Below are 17,207 nucleotides of genomic sequence, written 5' to 3' on the forward strand. Positions count from 1 at the left end.
CGACGGTGCCTTCATGGGTAGTAGGACATACCCTAAGCTAGCAACTACAGAGGCTACTTTTGGTGTGCAGATTTTATCAAGTTACAGATTTATATTAACAGGTAAAGATGGATCTTGGAAACGAGGGGTAGGTTTTATGTACCACTAAAACCATAAAGAAAAGTTATTATAATCCAACCGGGGTGATATATCATCCCGGTTTTTTTGTGGTTTAGATATCCCTCTGGAGAGCATGTAAAATCTACACCTTTTTCTTTATTCCGTTTAAATGGAGCGATTGTTCAATATAGGCAATCGTTTTTTCTTCTAACAACGAATGATAGGAGGTAATATAGAGTGCCTTAATTGTTAGTAAGGGAGATGAATACAATGTCAAACTTTAAGGAAGAAGAAAAGTTAGCTGGAGGGAATGTCTCAAATGTATATCGATTTGAAGATACTGTTCGACGAGAAATAAAACCTAATAGTTTGAAAATACATAAATTATTGCAGCACTTAGAGAGCAAAGGTTTTAATTATGCTCCGAAGTTTTTGGGTATTGATGAAAAATACAGGGAGATATTATCCTTCATTGAAGGATAGGCTGGAAATTACCCTTTGAAAAAATATATGTGGTCAAATGATGTGTTAAAAGAAATAGCACATATGCTTCGTCTTTACCATGACGCAGTTAGTGACTTTCCTTTGTTTGATGAATGGATTCCAATTGACAATACTCCTATAAATAGAGAGGTCCTTTGTCATAATGATTTTGCTGTGTACAATATTATTTTTAATCATGAACAGCCAGTAGGCATTATTGACTTTGATGTTGCAGCTCCCGGCCCAAGACTTTGGGACATAGCTTACACCCTCTATATATGCGTTCCTTTAAGCAGACTTTATCATAATGAAAAAGGTGAGACAGTCAATTATAATACTTTATATGATGCAGAAAGGATCAAAACAAGAATCAAGTTGTTCTTTAACTCTTACGATATTGAAGGTATAGATGAAGACTATTTAGAGATGGTATTGTTACGGTTAGAAGGGTTATGTAAATACATAAAGAGAAAATCCAACGAAGGAGACACTGCATTTCAAAAAATGATAGCCGAAGGACACCTTGAGCATTATGAAAAGGATATAGAATTCATTCGTGAACATAGGAGAGAGTGGTATTAATCAGAGTAATAAATTGATTTTAAAGGGACTAGACTATTTGATATCTCCAGATCACGCCTTAAACAATCTCGGAGTTTTAATCGAAGAACATATATAAGTTATCTCGAAATCGAGTCTTCCGCAATCGGGCGCGATTGCAGAAGATGATGGCTAACGACTTTGAATCGTTAGTCATTTTTAAATCATTCTTTAAATACATGTCTACAATGAAAGATCACATTATAATTCTAATTTTTTTATAAAAAGGTATTGATAACCAGCCGTATCCGTATAATGCTCTTCAATGGATAATTCTGATTCATGATGAAGCAATCCATCGATGACATGTACAGCATCCCTAGCGTTTGTGTTAATAACCTTTGTATAAAAAGAAGAAAATTGATCGCTGGTGAATCTATAGATAGTAGTTCCTTTCCCTGTTCCGTAGTGTGGGTTAGCATCAGCATGAAGAGAAGAGACGCCAACTTGTACACGCATGCCATCCGAAGATGAGGTACTCCCATTTCCCCAATATTTTGATAAAGAAAGATGATGTTGAAAATTTACTAAAGTAGCTTGAGCTTTACTCAAAGAATCCTCATGTAATCGCCATTGGGCTGCATTAGCTAACTGATGATAGGTGATTCCTGGTGTTGCTTCAGCCATTTTGGTAAGACCGATATTGGTTCCCATAGCCATAATCGTAGCCATTACAATAGACTTTTCTTCTCCCTTAGGTGGACGATTACTAGACGCATGAGCAAGGTGTTCATCGAATCCTGTCCAATTTGAAACTTCAATCAATAAATCAGTAAGTTTTACCCGTGGTAACATGTTATATAAAGTTTGGCTAAGAGATTTGGCATCTTCCGGTGTATCTTTCTCTAAACGGTCAAGTCGTATCCTTGACTTGTCAATACTTATTCCCTCAAGAGAATCTATGTTTTCCAATATATAATCTAATCTTTCATTTAAAGCAGTATTTCTCTCAATTATATATTCTTGAGCTGACATACCAACAGCTAATCTATTGCCTGTATTCTTAGTTTCATCCCAATTATCTTTAGTGACTAAGTATTCTTCAAAATCCTTATGTAACCTGCTTCCAGCAACCCATATATCTCCTGAACGGATATGGTTTTTTAATTCGGTTAATGCTGCTAATTCATAATACTTTCGATTAATATTTCCATCTTCATCATAGACATGTTTCTGCCATCTCTTTGGCACAAAATCCAATGGCGCGCCTTCGGGAATATGGCGTTTCTTATTATTGTTAATTTCACGCAAGACATTTAGAGCGCGCAATAAAGGCTCAGAAGCCTGAGTCGTACGGAACTCCAATTTACTGAGAAGTACCGGTGTATACTTTCTAAGGTAACTAAACCGGGTGACCAACAAATCTAAGTAATCGTAGTCCATAGGACGAGCTAAACGTGTTGCTTCTTCTATAGAATCAACAATCCTTTCCCAAGGCATTATTTTCTCTAATACTTCAAATGGATCTAGCTCTTCATTTCGTGCTTTTACTAAAGCTTCACCAATATCCGCAAAGTGCAGTACTTTTTCATTGATAGATTTTCCATTTTGCTTTTGCAGTTCTTCTTGTGCTTTTCTACCCTTTGACTGTAAGATCATAATTTGGCGGTCATGAATTTCGATAGCTTGATCGATTAGATCTTGACTAAGAGTTAAAAGGTGAGCTACAAGAATAGCGTACCTTTTATTCTCATTAAACCTCCGAAAGGAATGAGGTTCATATCGGGCGCCTAGCCTAGCAAGCTGAAGCAGCCTATTCGAGTGAATATTTTCGGACTCTGTTGAAAGATTTAATAAACGAACATATTCTAATCTCTCAATTACTTTTAAAAAAGCATCTGGTGATGACTGACCTGGTATTTCCCTTAGCCATCCAAGCTTAGTTTTGGATTTATCGGAAGGGGTATCAATTAATTTCTCCAATTGTTGTTTTTGCCATGGAGATAACGGTTTATAGAGTGAATTATATACTTTCTCCTCTGCCCTTCGCCTTGTTTCCCATACTAATCTTTCAATCGTTGTCATAGCAGGCAGAATGATTTTTCGCTTTCGCATTTCTTCTAAAGTCATCCCTATTAGGAACAGTGCATTTGAATTTTCAATTGCATGGGGGAGTAATGCCTGTGAAATAATCCGATATGACTGTGCTGAAAAATTAGAAAAACCATAATACTTTCGTATTTCCTCCATATGTTCATGTTTCGTTTGCTCTCGTTCAGAATATAGCTTAAATTCACTTGCATCTACTTGTAACTGATTAGCAACATAGTTTATCACCTTATCAGGAACATTCTTGATATCTGAAAGAGACCAACCAGGGTAACGAAAAAGACAAATTTGAATAGCGAATCCCAATCGATTATGATCTCTTCTTCTACGTCTTATTACCTCAATATCATCTTGTGTAAGGGTATAGTAATACGCTAATTCCCAATTACTTAAAGTAGACGGGATTAACAAAAAATCCTTTCTTTGATCAGGTGTAAGTAGTTCTCTTGCTCTTAGATACACAGGAAAATCCCCCTAATCCAACCCGAAGGTTTAATTTTTTTCTAAAGCTCGATACAACACTGATTTACTAACACCCGTCATATCCGTAATTTCTTTGATGCTATATTGTTTAGATGAATGTAGTTTTAAAGCACGTTCCACCAACTTGGGGTCTTTGGAAGGTCTCCCCCCATTTCGGCCTCTCATTCTTGCAGATTGTAATCCTGATTTTGTACGCTCACTGATAATATCTCGTTCTAGTTCAGCAATACTCGCCATTGTTCGGAAGAAAAAACGTCCCATAGCTGTTGATGTATCAATATTATCCTGTATGGAAATAAAATTGACCTCTTTTTCTTCAAAGGTTTCAACCAATTCAATTAGATGTTTTGTAGACCTTGAGATACGATCCAACTTATAAACGACCACAGAATCACCTTTACTTATAGCCTTTAGGAGTTGTTCTAATTCTGGACGTTCTTTTCTCGTTCCAGTTATTTTCTCTTTGTAAATAACAGCTGCGCCTGCTTTTTCTAAAACATCAATTTGAAGATCTAAAATTTGATCTTGAGTAGAAACACGAGCATATCCAAAAACTTTTCCCATTAAATTCCCTCCCCAAGAATAATTGTTCCCTAATTCGGATTATAAGTCAATTTTAGGGAAGATGAATACGGGAAGGGTTTAGGGATTAGAAAACGCCAAAAATCATGTGTACTATAGATAGGTAAAGTTTTTCCCTTAAACGTTCGTTAATGGGAATTACTATTAGAAAAATCATTTTATGTTTTTCATTCAAATATTCACTTGAATATTAACCAAGGAAAGGTATATACTATATTCAAGTGAACACTTGAATATCAATGGGGTGATAATGTGAATAAGAAAGATACTTGTGAAATTTTTTGTTATGACGAGGAAAAGGTCAATCGAATACAAGGTGATTTAAAAACAATCGATATTGTTAGTGTTGCCCAAATGTTAAAAGCAATTGCGGATGAAAATAGGGCAAAGATTACCTATGCTTTGTGTCAAGATGAAGAGTTATGTGTGTGTGATATAGCAAATATTATTGGTATTACGGTGGCAAATGCTTCTCATCATTTAAGGACCCTTCATAAGCAGGGGATTGTAAGATATAGAAAAGAAGGAAAACTAGCGTTTTATTCGTTAGACGATGAACATATTAGACAAATAATGATGATTGTACTAGAACATAAGAAAGAAGTGAATGTCAATGTCTGATCAAAAGGCAATAACATCTGAACAAGAAATGAAGGCCTATCGTGTACAAGGTTTTACTTGCGCAAACTGCGCGGGTAAATTCGAAAAAAATGTAAAACAGCTATCTGGAGTTGAGGATGCAAAAGTAAATTTTGGTGCATCTAAAATTGCTGTTTATGGTAATGCAACGATAGAAGAACTAGAAAAAGCAGGTGCATTTGAGAATCTCAAAGTGACACCTGAAAAATCTGCTCGCCAAGCATCACAAGAGGTAAAAGAAGATACGAAAGAAGATAAAGTGCCGTTTTATAAAAAGCATAGTACTCTACTTTATGCTTCCTTATTGATTGCCTTTGGTTATCTTTCCTCGTATGTGAATGGAGAAGAGAACATTGTTACTACCTTATTGTTTTTAGCATCCATGTTTATCGGAGGATTATCACTTTTTAAAGTTGGTTTGCAAAACTTACTACGTTTTGAATTTGATATGAAAACCCTTATGACAGTGGCTGTTATAGGTGGTGCTATTATTGGAGAATGGGCAGAAGTTGCCATTGTTGTTATTCTCTTTGCAATCAGTGAAGCACTTGAGCGATTCTCTATGGATAGAGCAAGACAATCGATTCGTTCATTAATGGATATCGCTCCTAAAGAGGCACTTGTTAGACGTAATGGACAAGAAATAATGATTCATGTTGATGATATTGCTGTTGGGGATATCATGATTGTAAAACCTGGTCAAAAGATTGCGATGGATGGTGTAGTTGTAAGTGGGTACTCTGCCGTTAACCAAGCAGCTATTACAGGTGAATCAGTCCCTGTCGAGAAAACGGTTGATAATGAAGTATTTGCAGGTACCTTAAATGAAGAAGGATTACTTGAAGTAGAAATAACGAAACTTGTAGAAGATACAACAATTTCTAAAATTATTCATCTTGTAGAGGAAGCACAAGGGGAACGTGCTCCTTCGCAAGCATTTGTTGATAAATTCGCAAAATATTACACACCGATTATTATGATCATTGCAGCATTAGTTGCTATAGTCCCTCCATTATTCTTTGATGGCAGTTGGGAAACATGGATTTATCAAGGATTAGCTGTTCTTGTTGTTGGTTGTCCTTGTGCGTTGGTTATATCGACTCCTATTTCTATTGTTTCAGCGATTGGAAATGCTGCGAAAAAAGGGGTCCTTGTAAAAGGCGGAGTGTATTTAGAAGAAATGGGCGCCTTAAAGGCTATTGCATTCGATAAAACAGGAACATTAACAAAAGGGGTCCCAGCTGTAACTGATTATAATGTGTTGAACAAACAGATAAATGAAAAAGAATTACTATCCATTATTACTGCATTGGAGTATCGTTCTCAGCATCCTCTTGCTTCAGCCATCATGAAAAAAGCAGAAGAAGAAAACATTACTTATTCTGACGTACAGGTAGAGGATTTCTCTTCTATCACAGGAAAGGGTATAAAGGGTATCGTAAACGGGACGACTTATTACATCGGTAGCCCGAAACTCTTTAAGGAATTATTGACTAATGATTTCGATAAAGACTTAGAGCAAAATGTTACTACTCTTCAAAATCAAGGTAAGACAGCCATGATTATTGGAACCGAAAAAGAAATACTTGCAGTTATTGCAGTTGCTGATGAAGTTCGTGAGTCAAGTAAGGAAATTCTTCAAAAGTTACATCAACTTGGAATCAAAAAAACAATTATGCTTACTGGTGATAACAAAGGTACTGCGAATGCTATCGGAGGGCAGGTTGGAGTATCTGATATAGAGGCAGAATTAATGCCACAGGACAAATTAGACTTTATTAAACAGTTGAGATCCGAGTATGGCAACGTAGCAATGGTAGGAGATGGGGTCAATGATGCACCTGCATTGGCGGCCTCAACAGTTGGGATTGCAATGGGTGGAGCTGGTACAGACACAGCCTTAGAAACTGCAGACGTCGCTCTAATGGGAGACGATTTAAGAAAACTTCCATTCACTGTAAAACTTAGCCGGAAAACTCTTAATATCATCAAAGCTAACATTACTTTTGCAATTGCTATTAAATTTATTGCCTTACTATTGGTTATCCCAGGTTGGTTAACGCTCTGGATTGCCATTCTTTCCGATATGGGCGCAACCCTTCTAGTAGCTCTAAATGGTTTGCGACTAATGAGAGTGAAAGAATAAAGGAAAAAGTGCTAAAAAGGGCTCTTCCAGACAGATGGAAATTCCTTTTTTAAAAAGGACTCATTATTAGTATAACTTCTAAATATAATAAAAAATCAGTTAGTGAGTTGATGTAATTGACTTTAATTTTGAACGTTATTTCTGCAATAGGGGCATTTATAGTTACCAATATTGATGATATTTTTGTTTTGATGCTGCTATTTTCACAGGCAAAAGCACAGGTGAAAACGAGTGAAGGTTTAAAAGGTAACCAGACAGAGAATAAGCATATATCCCCTAAGGATATAATTATTGGACAATATCTAGGTTTTACCTTGTTAGTAGTAGTTAGTCTCTTAGGAACTTTTGGAGTTATGTTAATTCCAGAGAAATGGGTAGGATTACTTGGACTAATCCCAATCTATTTAGGGATTATGTTGTTTATAAAGGGAGAAGATGAGGATGAAAATGCAATTCTTTCAAGTTTAAATTCTGGAAAGTATAATAGTGTCTTTTTAAGTGTAGCATTTATAACATTTGCTAATGGCGGAGATAACATTGGAATATATGTTCCTTTCTTCTCTACTTTAACCATGAACCAACTAGCAGTAACGGTTATTACTTTCTTTATTATGGTTGCGATTTGGTGTTTTATTGGATATCGTTTGGCAGCTTTTAAACATGTCTCTGAAACCTTAGAGAATTACGGTAGATGGATTATACCCATTGTCTTTATTGGTTTAGGAATCTATATCATGGTGGAGAACGAAACTTTCAGTGCCCTTTTGAGTTTAATAAATTATTAAAAAATAATCTTCAAAAGTCCCTCTAGTTAACAGTTGGGACTTTTGTTTTTCTTATTTACAAATAACGGAACCTACCTTAACCAACTAACTATTGGATATAAGTAATTGCTTGTCTACCCAGTTGCACCCATGCAGCTTCAAAGTCTGCTATTTTGGCCTTTCTATTCTTTGTGTTTGCTAGTGGATCACTAAAGTAAATATAGCATTGGTCATATCATATCCTGTTACTAATACAGAGTGCAGCTTATGAAGCCCTATTAGATTAATTTGCAACACAGGTGAAATAGAAAAAACTGAGGAGTTACCACAAAGGAACCCTAAAAATGGTAAGTACCAGCATGTTTGGATTGATTGCATGAATAACCAAATGGAAATATGTCTGGAATTATACAGATAATAAAACTACTATAATAGTTACTAATAAGCCTATGATTTCTTAGCGTAGGAATCATAGGCTTATTTTATGTCGAAATTTGCTTAGCGTGGGTTTTATGTCAATTATCTTAACCAGTCATAATGGATGACTTTACAGTATTCAATGTAAAGTCATCCATTTTTTTGTATCTTTAAAGACTATTTAACTAAACTGATTTTTATAGTATTTATAGTAAATAAAGAAAGGAGGAAGATTATCTAAGATTAAGAGATTGAAAGCTTTCCAAATTGAATAAAAGAATAAATTTCAATAGGAGTGATACTTATGAAAGTAATTACCCTTCTAACAAAAGAAGGAAAGACTCGGTACATGTTACTAGATCATAACAATGAGCCGGTCCAACCAGTTTTACATTATTTAAAGTTTAAGGACAACAGTGGAGCCTCGCGTAATACCTTACGGTCATTCTCATATCATTTAAAGCTTTTCTTTGAATTCTTAGAACAAATAAACAAGGATTATCGTGATATTGGAATAGATGAAATGGCGGATTTTATACGATGGTTACAAAACCCGCACCAGGATGTAAAGGTGTCCCCTATCTTCCCTAAACAGCCAATTAGAAAAGCAAAGACAGTAAATATCATCATCAATACTGTTCTTGGATTTTATGACTACCTAATGAGACATGAGGACTATAGTATTCAATTGACAGAACGTTTAAAGAAACAAGTACCTGGGTCCCGTAAGGGGTTTAAAAGTTTTCTGCACCATATAAACAAAAATAAATCCTTTACCTCTCATATTCTGAAATTAAAAGTGCCTAAGCAGCAGCCAAAAACACTCTCAAAAGATCAAATTGCATTAATTATGAATGCCTGTGTAAATATGCGGGATCTATTTTTAATACAGCTTCTATGGGAAAGCTCTATGCGTATTGGCGAAGCCCTTACTTTATGGCTTGAAGATTTCGAGGTTGATGCGAGAAAAATTCATATACGTGATCGGGGTGAATTGTCTAATCTAGCTGAGATTAAAACGGTATGTAGTCCCCGAAGTATTGATGTATCTGAGGATCTAATAAATATGTACTTTGATTATATTGCTCAATTTCATACCGATGAAGTTGATACAAATCACGTTTTTATTAAGTTGACCGGAGAAAATAAAGGCCAGCCGTTAGAATATACCGATGTCGTAGCACTGGTTCAACGTCTTCGTAAAAAAACAGGCATTTATTTCACTCCGCATATGTTACGTCATACATCATTAACGGAACTGAGAAAGGCTGGTTGGAGAGATGAACATTTAATGAATCGGGCCGGTCACGCTCATATTCAAACAACAATGCAGATGTATATCCATCCTTCGGATGAGGACATTCGAAAAGACTGGGAAAACGCTCAAGATCGAATGAAAATCAACAAAGAAAATAAGGAGAATAACGAATGAATTTATCTGTTGGACACCTATTACCAGAAATTAAAGTTAGTGAAATAACCCAAAAAGTCACTGGTTACTTTGAAAATGACATTTGGGACGCAGACGATGCAGCCTTTAATGATTTTAGAAAATCAGAATGGGGGAAAACCCATCGCACAATGAATTTTTCGGTATTTCCAACTAGGCTTAAAAATGAAGTTAAGTTTTTTATCCTTACTCGTATTCAAAAAGATGACCTGCAATTGTATTCAGCTGTACATAATTATGCCAGATCCTTTAAACAACTTTCTAAATTTCTTAAAAAATTTTATCCTAATATTAATAGCTTTGCAGATTTAGACATAAATAAAGCATTGATGCAATTGAGATCACATTTAAGTGAATTAGGTTTGAGCATACGAATCTATGGAAGAAGGAAGCTTTCTAATTACGAAAATCTACTTAATCGTTTATTTTTGTTTTATAAAGGCTTCTATGATACAAGAGATGAATTTGAAAAAGATATCTGGGATGTTAGAAATATTCCTGGTGCAAGATTTCCTGATCATGAATCAAGACATATCCTGAATTTCGAGGATATCCCTATTCCCTTTCGCCCTTTAGCCAAAAGATATTTAAAATTTAGAATCAGTCATTTATCTCTTGGCCAATGTACTCTTGACGTTAGAATATTAAAGCTATTTTTGATATTTATACATGATAAATATCCCTCTTGGAAGGATTTAAATGCCTTAACACGAAAAGATATTGAAGATTATCTTATATTTCATAACAAGAAGTTTCATAACAAAATACCATCAAAGAGAAGTTACTTAATTGTTCTAAATGTATTCTTAGAAACAATTGAAAAACTGCAATTCGATGAAGCGCCTGCGTTGCCTGTGAATCTATTGTTGTTTAAAGAAGATTTTCCTAGACCGATAACAAAAACTGAAAATGATATCAAGTACATTCCTGAAGGGGTCCTTCAACAAATCGAAGAAAAAATAGAGTTCTTAAAACCTTCAAAATACATACCGGTTATTGTATTACTTCGGGCTACTGGTTGGAGAATATCAGACATTCTTAATCTGCGTTATGATAATTGTTTAGAACAAACATCTCAGGGATGGTACTTATGCGGAGATATCAAAAAAACACAAGTAATGAATCATCGTGTACCAATTACAGATGAAGTAGCAGCGATAGTTGAAGCTGTAATTAAAGTGACTAAAGATCAAAGCGATACTATTAATAACCCTAAACATTATTTATTTGTACAGATCGAAGGTGTTCGCAGAGGTAGGCCTTTTAATTATTATGACATTCGCAGAAGTATGAAGCGCTTTACTGAAGAACAAAACATAGTTGACGATTCAGGAAATCCCTTTTTCATTAAAAATCATGCCTTTCGGCATACCAAGGGTGTAGAGCTTCTTAATAACGGAATGAACATACTGCATGTTCAAAAATGGATGGCGCACGCTTCTCCTGAAATGACATTACAATATGCAAAAATCCTTGATACTACCATGCGTAAATCTTGGGAAGAAGCTACAAAACAAGGTATTTTTCGAATTGACATTGAAAATAAACGACCAGTTAAAGTTGAACTTACGGATATTGAAAATGAAGATATAATTGAATGGGAATATATACGCCATAATTTAGACGCTGTAAAGATGGAGCTTGGCTATTGTATGAAACCTATTAAGCAGCCATGTCCTACTCAAGCGAACCCATGTCTATCCTGCCGTAATTTCTGTACTACACCAGAGTTCATACCCAAATTTGAAATGGAAATTAAAGAAGTTAGAAGTGTAATTGAGCGAGGTGTGGCTTTAGGGCGTCAAGTTTGGATAGATAAGAATCAAACCACTCTAGATCGTCTAGAGCCCATTCTAGAAACTTTGAAGGATGGTACAACGCATCATTTAGCTGGGAAAAAAGGACGCGAATATATTGGAGAGGAACGCACTCATGAGAAGTAAACATATTAGAAATACCGAAGGTGTTAAAAAACATGCACTAATGAAAAGCCAAGAGGCATCTCAAAAAGTGGACCATGCTATACAACGTCTTATAAAAACGAAAGTGAAAATTAACTTTAACCAGGTTGCAATGGAATCAGGTGTATCTAAGGCATTTCTCTATAACAATCAAGAAATACGAAACCGAATTGAGGGATTAAGAAAGCAACAAGAAGGGTTAAATTCTCCACAAACCGTAAAAAGGAATATGACGGATGCCAGTAAGGATTCTCTTATCGCTGCTAAAAATAACCGAATAAAAAAGCTCGAAGAGGAAAACAAGCGCTTGAAAGATGAATTATTGAAATTACGTGGTATGATCTACGATAAATTTTGAAGCTTTTTATTGTTATAAACAAAGATTTACCCAATTTCATTGATGATATATATGAATGGTTTTAGTTTTGCCTATTGCACTAATGGTGCAGGTTAATGAAAGAGTATCTTTCATTTTCTAATTAATAATAGTAAAATAAAAATGAACTGGAAAATTGTAGCTAGGGTTCCGCTATCTAGGTAGGTTTGTGACCGAGGGCTATTTCTTTTACAATATGTAAAAGGCACCTATTGACATAAAAGGTCCGAGGGGAAAGGTTCAGCGTATTTGTTATGCGTTGAAATCTTTCTCTTCGGACTTTTTTATTATTCAAGGAGGCTTATATGAAAAGAATTGATGATTTAAAAGCTGGTGTTGCAGTCATTATTTTGTCTAAAGAGAACCAAGTTTTGTTGCAAAAAAGGTCAGATGTAGGACTTTGGGGTATTCCTTCAGGGCATATAGAAATAGGAGAAACAGTTTCGGAAGCTGCTATTAGAGAGGTAAAAGAAGAAACAAATTTAGATATAAGCATAAAAAAGTTGATTGGTGTGTACTCTGACCCTAATTCACAAGTATTTGAATACCCCAATGGTAAAGTAGTACATTTTATTACAACTTGTTTTCTTGCTGAGATTACTGGTGGGGAACTTAAATGTAATTCAGATGAGTCACTAGAAATTAAGTTTTTTGAACAGCATAACTTACCTCAAGACTTATTGAAAATGCACCCTCGATGGTTAATGGATGCTTTATCTAATAGAGAGTCAGCGTTCATTCGTTAAGAAATTCCTATTAAACTAAAGGTGCATTACTTGAACAAGTCATCAAAAAATGATCATACCTTTGTAAACCAATATTTACATTGAATACATGTAAATGATGTGAGAACCATTGATATTCCAATAGTTCTCACATCGAAGTTAGGATAATCGGAAACTGTTGGTGGTACCCCAGGCTTTTCTTTGTTCGTCCTTTTTTTTACTCCTAACCAATTTAATGCTTATTACATCCTATGGAGTTTCAAGGGTTAAAGAATTAGATTTGAGGCAAGAATTATTTGTGAAACTCTCGCATAGGAAGTGATTGATTTATGCAAGAACTAATTTTAAATATTAAGAAAAAATCAGTCTTCGTAAAATTACAACCAGAATTAATAAAAGATCTATCCCTGACTTTTTTCTTTGCATTTTCGATGATCATGTTTGAAATTTTTTTAACACGTTTGTTTGCAGTTATTTTTGATTACAATTATGTATTTCTTGTCATCTCGTTAGCTACATTAGGAATTGGAATTGGAGGATATTTTGCTTATCAGTTTCCTATTCTTTTCCGTAGTCTATATCCACTTGCACTATGTGGGCAAGGTGTTTTGCTAATAGGTGTAACGTCATTAATTTATCTTACGCCATTTCAAGGCATCACCTTTTACTCCATTCTCTCAACAGTACCATTTTTGTTTACTGGTTATATTTTAGCTAGTATTTTTCAAAAATTACATACTAAAGTTCATGTTGTTTATTTCATCGATTTAGTCGGAGCAAGTTTTGGGGCGAGTTTTGCCATTCTCTTGATGAATCATTTATCCCCTATTCCAATGATATCTATGATATCACTTGCTTTATTTTTAGTTGGGAGTATTCTCGTATTTACTCATTTAAAAAAAGCTGCAAAAGTTATGTTAATCATGATACTAGCCTTATTGATGTTAAATATATTTTCTCCTTTCTTAACAACGGACCGTTTTTTGTCTTATCAAACAAGTCCATATACAACGTTTTCTGAACAAGAGGGAAACATTATCTATTCTGAATGGGATTCATTTTCACGCACTGATGTTTACGATGCAAAAGACGGAGATTTTTTGTATATGACGATAGACGGAGGTGCTGTTTCTTCGATTTCTCGTTTTGACGGAGACCTAAATACAGTAGACTATTTGCAAATGAATACAAGTGATTTAGCTTTTCAGAATCCAAAAGAAAAAGAGAGGGCATTGATTATTGGAAGTGGTGGTGGACAAGAAGTCTTATCTGCTGAAATGGCAGGCTATTCCAAGATTGAAGCTCTAGACATAAATAAAGGTAGCTTTAACGCCGTTCATTCACTTCGATCATTTGCTGGGGATGTATTTGAACGAGATGGTGTCGAAACGATTGTAGCTGATGGTCGAAATTATATTCGTGAGACAACAAATACTTATGATTTGATATTCCTTTCACTGGTAACAAAGCAATCTGATAGTGGACTAGGGTTAGCCTTAACGGAAAATTTCATTTATACGAATGAAGCGTTACGTGACTATTTTAATAAACTCAAAGAAAATGGCCAACTTTCATTTCTACTTCACGACGAAAAGGAGCTAGCTAAAGTCATCCATAGTGCAGAAAGCTATTATCAAGAAAGGGGAATTCCATCTAATGAAATTAAAAATCACATAGCCGTTGTCGGTAGTCAACACATTTTTGGTCATGTAGTAGCCGAGCCGGGAAGCATCGAACGGCCACTGCTTATTTTGAAAAAGCATCCATTTACAGAAAAGGAAGCGACGAAACTTTTCGACTCTGCCGCGAATATCGCACAGCTCCCCTTACATGTTCCATATAGATTTGATCACTACAAAGATTTAGCAAACAGGCTTCATGATACGGCCATCCCTTTTAAAGCAAACCGAGATGCTCAGCCTTTCTTTTTTCATAAGAATGATGGGATTCCTTCTTTTTTATGGTTTGGTTTGATTCTTATAAGTCTTGGCGCTTCTGTAATGAGTTTAATTTATCGAAAGCAAGTTCCAGTTGGAAGCATGGTTTATTTCAGTGGGATTGGAATCGGTTTTATGCTTATTCAAGTAACGCTGATACAACGCCTGACATTGCCTCTAGGGCATCCTACTTGGGCATTTGTTATCGTATTAACAACACTTCTTATTTCCGGTGGAATTGGAAGTGCCTATTCGACTAAATGGAAAAGAGAAGAGGATAGAAGATTTGTCCCAATATTACTTGTGGCATTTCTAACATCTGTCGTGTATCTATTAATTCATTTTTACTATCAGTCTGAGCTGGCACTCTCCACATTTCAAAGAACCTTGCTTGTCATTACTATGCTTATCCCAGTAGGTTTTTTTATAGGAATGCCATTTCCATATGGGATGAGTAGGCTTAAAAAACATCAAATTTCAATTAGTTGGGGGATCAACGGTTTAATGACGGTTGCCGGTTCAATAGTAGCAGCCATGTTATCTTTAACGTTTGGAATGAATCTTACAATAATAGTAGGGGTTGTTGTTTATCTCTTGTTATTTATTTTTCAACCTCTGTTAAAAATGTAAATCAGAAATGTGATTTTTCCTTAGCCAGAATTAAATTCTGGCTCTTATTGTGTTATTGACATACCTTACTAGGGTAATGTAACTTTAGTTAGAATACATTGTTAAAACAAACAAGGTGGGAAGAATAGATGAGTCAAACAGAGAAACTTGTTAAACTTGCTGTGAATGCTGGGATATCCTTTGGGGCAAAGTTAAATGCAAAACAATTACGAGTTCTAGCTGAATATATGAATGATGATCAAGAATTGGAATTAACAACGTTTCAACAGCTCTATATTGATGTGTCTGAAAATAAACTGGAGTTAGTAAAAGGAAAATTTACAGAAGCTGGTTTAATCTGTTATCCGGTTGGAAGTTTTGTTAAAAGCCTTCGTACCTGTAATTTTTGTAAAGGATCGGAGGAAGAAGGGATGCCGGTAGCTATCGAGTTAAATAAACGAATTGCGGGAAGGGAAGTGCCTTTTACCCTCAAACCAGCATATACGGGATGTCGAGTTGGTTGTGGTGAACCATTAATCAATGACATTGGGATTATTAAAGTAGGTACAAATGAGTTCGATTTATACATCGGTGGCACAAGCAAGGGAGCAGATGCTAAGGTAGGTACATTGTTCAAGAAACAACTAGTACCTGAACAATTATATGCGATGGTGGATGATATACTAGATCTTTATCACGAATTTGGAAAAAAAAGAGAACCGTTTTTCAAGTTTATTAATCGATTCGGCTTTGAAAATTTACAGCAGCAAGTTCTAAAAAAAAGATAAATGATAATCAAAAATTCAATCTACTGAAAGTAATAAACTGTTGACAGGATTTAGGAAGAAATAGGTTCAGCTAAGGTTGCGCTACTTATTACGTAGCGCACTTGTTTTTACCTAGCCATTGGTATTCACTTCTTATCTTTAGCTTTACTATAATTATGCACCCATAGCAAAGGCGCGACACCCTTGAGCACAATGTAAGCACATTTGACCACATCGTTGCGAAACTTCGTCTGGGTGATGTAAACAGTGGTTCCCGCAAACTTCACAAATATGGGCACATAACGAAGCAAGAGATTTAGCGAAGACGCTGCAACGGGCCATATATTTAGCAGTTAACGTACAAATATCAGCGCAGTCTCTAAGTAATCGCAATTGCTCTTTTCTGTGACTTGAGCTGTCCATTTGCAAAATAGAATACTCGGTAAATTCACAAATAGCTTCACAATGTTGAACCGTTTCAAGTGCTCTGTGTTGTGACATGTGGTTTTCCATATGATAAGACATAGTATGATTCAATTTAATTCCTTAAATTAAAAAAACTTATATCACAAGTTCATCGTATGTCTAGTTGATTACCTATGCTTTAGGCATTAGTCTAATTTTCAGGGTTTTACGAGTTCCAAACGGGCAGCTATTTAATTTCTCAGTATGATAAGATAAAAAACTAACGAAGACTTCCTGGTCTCGATACTGCTTCGTTATTTTCAAGAATAACCTTTTCCATTCCATCATATTTTCATCACAATTTTTTTATATTCTTTTCTTGTAATGAACATACACTTATGAGGAGGAAATGGAATGAAAATGAAGTTGGCTTTATTTGTATTAGCTGCAACCATGACAATTAGTACTCCTGCTTTTGCTAGTGGAAACGGAGTTGCGGAATGTGCGCAAATGTCGAAGGGACAACATGTAGCTATGTGTGCACAAAAAATGGAACGCGGGGTTTCTGACTGTGCCACTGCTCCTGAATGCCCTATGACAAGTGGATGTACGAATTAATGAACCAGGATGGTTAGTCAATAAAACACTTAGTATCATAAAAGTTTTTAAGGAGATTTCCTTGTATGAATACTGGTTAAATGAAAATAATAACAAA

12 protein-coding genes and 3 pseudogenes are annotated in these 17,207 nt (G+C 35.3%); 11 read left to right on the forward strand and 4 right to left on the reverse strand.

What is annotated here, in order from left to right; all coding sequences use genetic code 11:
* Nucleotides 1–369 precede the first annotated feature (369 nt).
* Nucleotides 370–1,164, forward strand: a pseudogene (locus tag LQ50_RS22965) (phosphotransferase).
* Between the two features lie 252 nt (nucleotides 1,165–1,416).
* Here the strand turns inward: LQ50_RS22965 and LQ50_RS22970 are convergent.
* Both LQ50_RS22970 and LQ50_RS22975 read right to left on the reverse strand, forming a co-directional pair.
* A pseudogene (locus tag LQ50_RS22970) lies at nucleotides 1,417–3,693 on the reverse strand (Tn3 family transposase); the annotation flags it as partial.
* A 30-nt stretch (nucleotides 3,694–3,723) separates the two neighbouring features.
* Complete coding sequence (locus LQ50_RS22975) at nucleotides 3,724–4,278, reverse strand: recombinase family protein (protein WP_003322302.1); 555 nt, start codon at nucleotides 4,276–4,278, stop codon at nucleotides 3,724–3,726.
* 270 nt (nucleotides 4,279–4,548) lie between these two features.
* Between LQ50_RS22975 and cadC the strand changes: the two genes are divergently transcribed.
* The 3 genes from cadC (at nucleotide 4,549) to LQ50_RS22990 (ending at nucleotide 7,866) form a co-directional block, all read left to right on the forward strand.
* On the forward strand, nucleotides 4,549–4,917 hold the full coding sequence (cadC, locus tag LQ50_RS22980; RefSeq protein ID WP_003322301.1) for a Cd(II)-sensing metalloregulatory transcriptional repressor CadC: 369 nt from the start codon (nucleotides 4,549–4,551) through the stop codon (nucleotides 4,915–4,917).
* Nucleotides 4,910–7,081 (forward strand): heavy metal translocating P-type ATPase, encoded by a 2,172-nt coding sequence (locus LQ50_RS22985; protein WP_003322300.1) that lies wholly within the window; start codon nucleotides 4,910–4,912, stop codon nucleotides 7,079–7,081. The genes cadC and LQ50_RS22985 overlap by 8 nt, the downstream gene beginning before the upstream one ends.
* Before the next feature lie 116 nt (nucleotides 7,082–7,197).
* Entirely contained in the window at nucleotides 7,198–7,866 is a 669-nt protein-coding gene (locus LQ50_RS22990; protein ID WP_003322298.1) for a CadD family cadmium resistance transporter, read from the forward strand.
* Nucleotides 7,867–7,954: 88 nt separating this feature from the next.
* Here the strand turns inward: LQ50_RS22990 and LQ50_RS26610 are convergent.
* A pseudogene (locus tag LQ50_RS26610) lies at nucleotides 7,955–8,115 on the reverse strand (C39 family peptidase); the annotation flags it as partial.
* Nucleotides 8,116–8,566: 451 nt separating this feature from the next.
* On the opposite strand from LQ50_RS26610, the gene LQ50_RS22995 reads away from it, so the two are divergent.
* From LQ50_RS22995 to LQ50_RS23020, 6 genes are all read left to right on the forward strand, one after another.
* Nucleotides 8,567–9,694 (forward strand): tyrosine-type recombinase/integrase, encoded by a 1,128-nt coding sequence (locus tag LQ50_RS22995; RefSeq protein ID WP_202595409.1) that lies wholly within the window; start codon nucleotides 8,567–8,569, stop codon nucleotides 9,692–9,694.
* On the forward strand, nucleotides 9,691–11,655 hold the full coding sequence (locus tag LQ50_RS23000) for a tyrosine-type recombinase/integrase (protein WP_003322294.1): 1,965 nt from the start codon (nucleotides 9,691–9,693) through the stop codon (nucleotides 11,653–11,655). The genes LQ50_RS22995 and LQ50_RS23000 overlap by 4 nt, the downstream gene beginning before the upstream one ends.
* Entirely contained in the window at nucleotides 11,645–12,031 is a 387-nt protein-coding gene (locus tag LQ50_RS23005; RefSeq protein ID WP_003322295.1) for a DUF6262 family protein, read from the forward strand. Before LQ50_RS23000 ends, LQ50_RS23005 begins: the two co-directional genes overlap by 11 nt.
* A gap of 323 nt (nucleotides 12,032–12,354) precedes the next feature.
* On the forward strand, nucleotides 12,355–12,795 hold the full coding sequence (locus LQ50_RS23010) for an NUDIX domain-containing protein (RefSeq protein WP_034633968.1): 441 nt from the start codon (nucleotides 12,355–12,357) through the stop codon (nucleotides 12,793–12,795).
* Nucleotides 12,796–13,103: 308 nt separating this feature from the next.
* Nucleotides 13,104–15,341 (forward strand): spermidine synthase family protein, encoded by a 2,238-nt coding sequence (locus tag LQ50_RS23015; protein WP_034633970.1) that lies wholly within the window; start codon nucleotides 13,104–13,106, stop codon nucleotides 15,339–15,341.
* Between the two features lie 128 nt (nucleotides 15,342–15,469).
* Nucleotides 15,470–16,108 (forward strand): NAD(P)/FAD-dependent oxidoreductase, encoded by a 639-nt coding sequence (locus LQ50_RS23020; protein WP_034633972.1) that lies wholly within the window; start codon nucleotides 15,470–15,472, stop codon nucleotides 16,106–16,108.
* A gap of 153 nt (nucleotides 16,109–16,261) precedes the next feature.
* Here LQ50_RS23020 and LQ50_RS25110 read toward each other — a convergent pair whose 3' ends face one another.
* Nucleotides 16,262–16,588: a four-helix bundle copper-binding protein gene (locus LQ50_RS25110; RefSeq protein WP_235715390.1), complete on the reverse strand. Its 327-nt coding sequence runs from the start codon at nucleotides 16,586–16,588 to the stop codon at nucleotides 16,262–16,264.
* 318 nt (nucleotides 16,589–16,906) lie between these two features.
* On the opposite strand from LQ50_RS25110, the gene LQ50_RS23025 reads away from it, so the two are divergent.
* On the forward strand, nucleotides 16,907–17,110 hold the full coding sequence (locus tag LQ50_RS23025) for a hypothetical protein (RefSeq protein ID WP_034633974.1): 204 nt from the start codon (nucleotides 16,907–16,909) through the stop codon (nucleotides 17,108–17,110).
* Nucleotides 17,111–17,207: the final 97 nt, after the last annotated feature.

The organism is Halalkalibacter okhensis (assembly GCF_000787375.1).
Classification (GTDB): domain Bacteria; phylum Bacillota; class Bacilli; order Bacillales; family Bacillaceae_D; genus Halalkalibacter; species Halalkalibacter okhensis.

Bases quoted from the DNA above. Each gene is read 5' to 3' on its own strand.
- LQ50_RS22985 (WP_003322300.1), top strand. From the start codon at position 4,910: ATGTCTGATCAAAAGGCAATAACATCTGAACAAGAAATGAAGGCCTAT.
- LQ50_RS23020 (WP_034633972.1), top strand. From the start codon at position 15,470: ATGAGTCAAACAGAGAAACTTGTTAAACTTGCTGTGAATGCTGGGATA.
- LQ50_RS22975 (WP_003322302.1), bottom strand. From the start codon at position 4,278: ATGGGAAAAGTTTTTGGATATGCTCGTGTTTCTACTCAAGATCAAATT.
- LQ50_RS23010 (WP_034633968.1), top strand. From the start codon at position 12,355: ATGAAAAGAATTGATGATTTAAAAGCTGGTGTTGCAGTCATTATTTTG.
- LQ50_RS23005 (WP_003322295.1), top strand. From the start codon at position 11,645: ATGAGAAGTAAACATATTAGAAATACCGAAGGTGTTAAAAAACATGCA.
- LQ50_RS25110 (WP_235715390.1), bottom strand. From the start codon at position 16,588: ATGTCACAACACAGAGCACTTGAAACGGTTCAACATTGTGAAGCTATT.
- LQ50_RS22995 (WP_202595409.1), top strand. From the start codon at position 8,567: ATGAAAGTAATTACCCTTCTAACAAAAGAAGGAAAGACTCGGTACATG.
- LQ50_RS23025 (WP_034633974.1), top strand. From the start codon at position 16,907: ATGAAAATGAAGTTGGCTTTATTTGTATTAGCTGCAACCATGACAATT.
- LQ50_RS23015 (WP_034633970.1), top strand. From the start codon at position 13,104: ATGCAAGAACTAATTTTAAATATTAAGAAAAAATCAGTCTTCGTAAAA.
- LQ50_RS23000 (WP_003322294.1), top strand. From the start codon at position 9,691: ATGAATTTATCTGTTGGACACCTATTACCAGAAATTAAAGTTAGTGAA.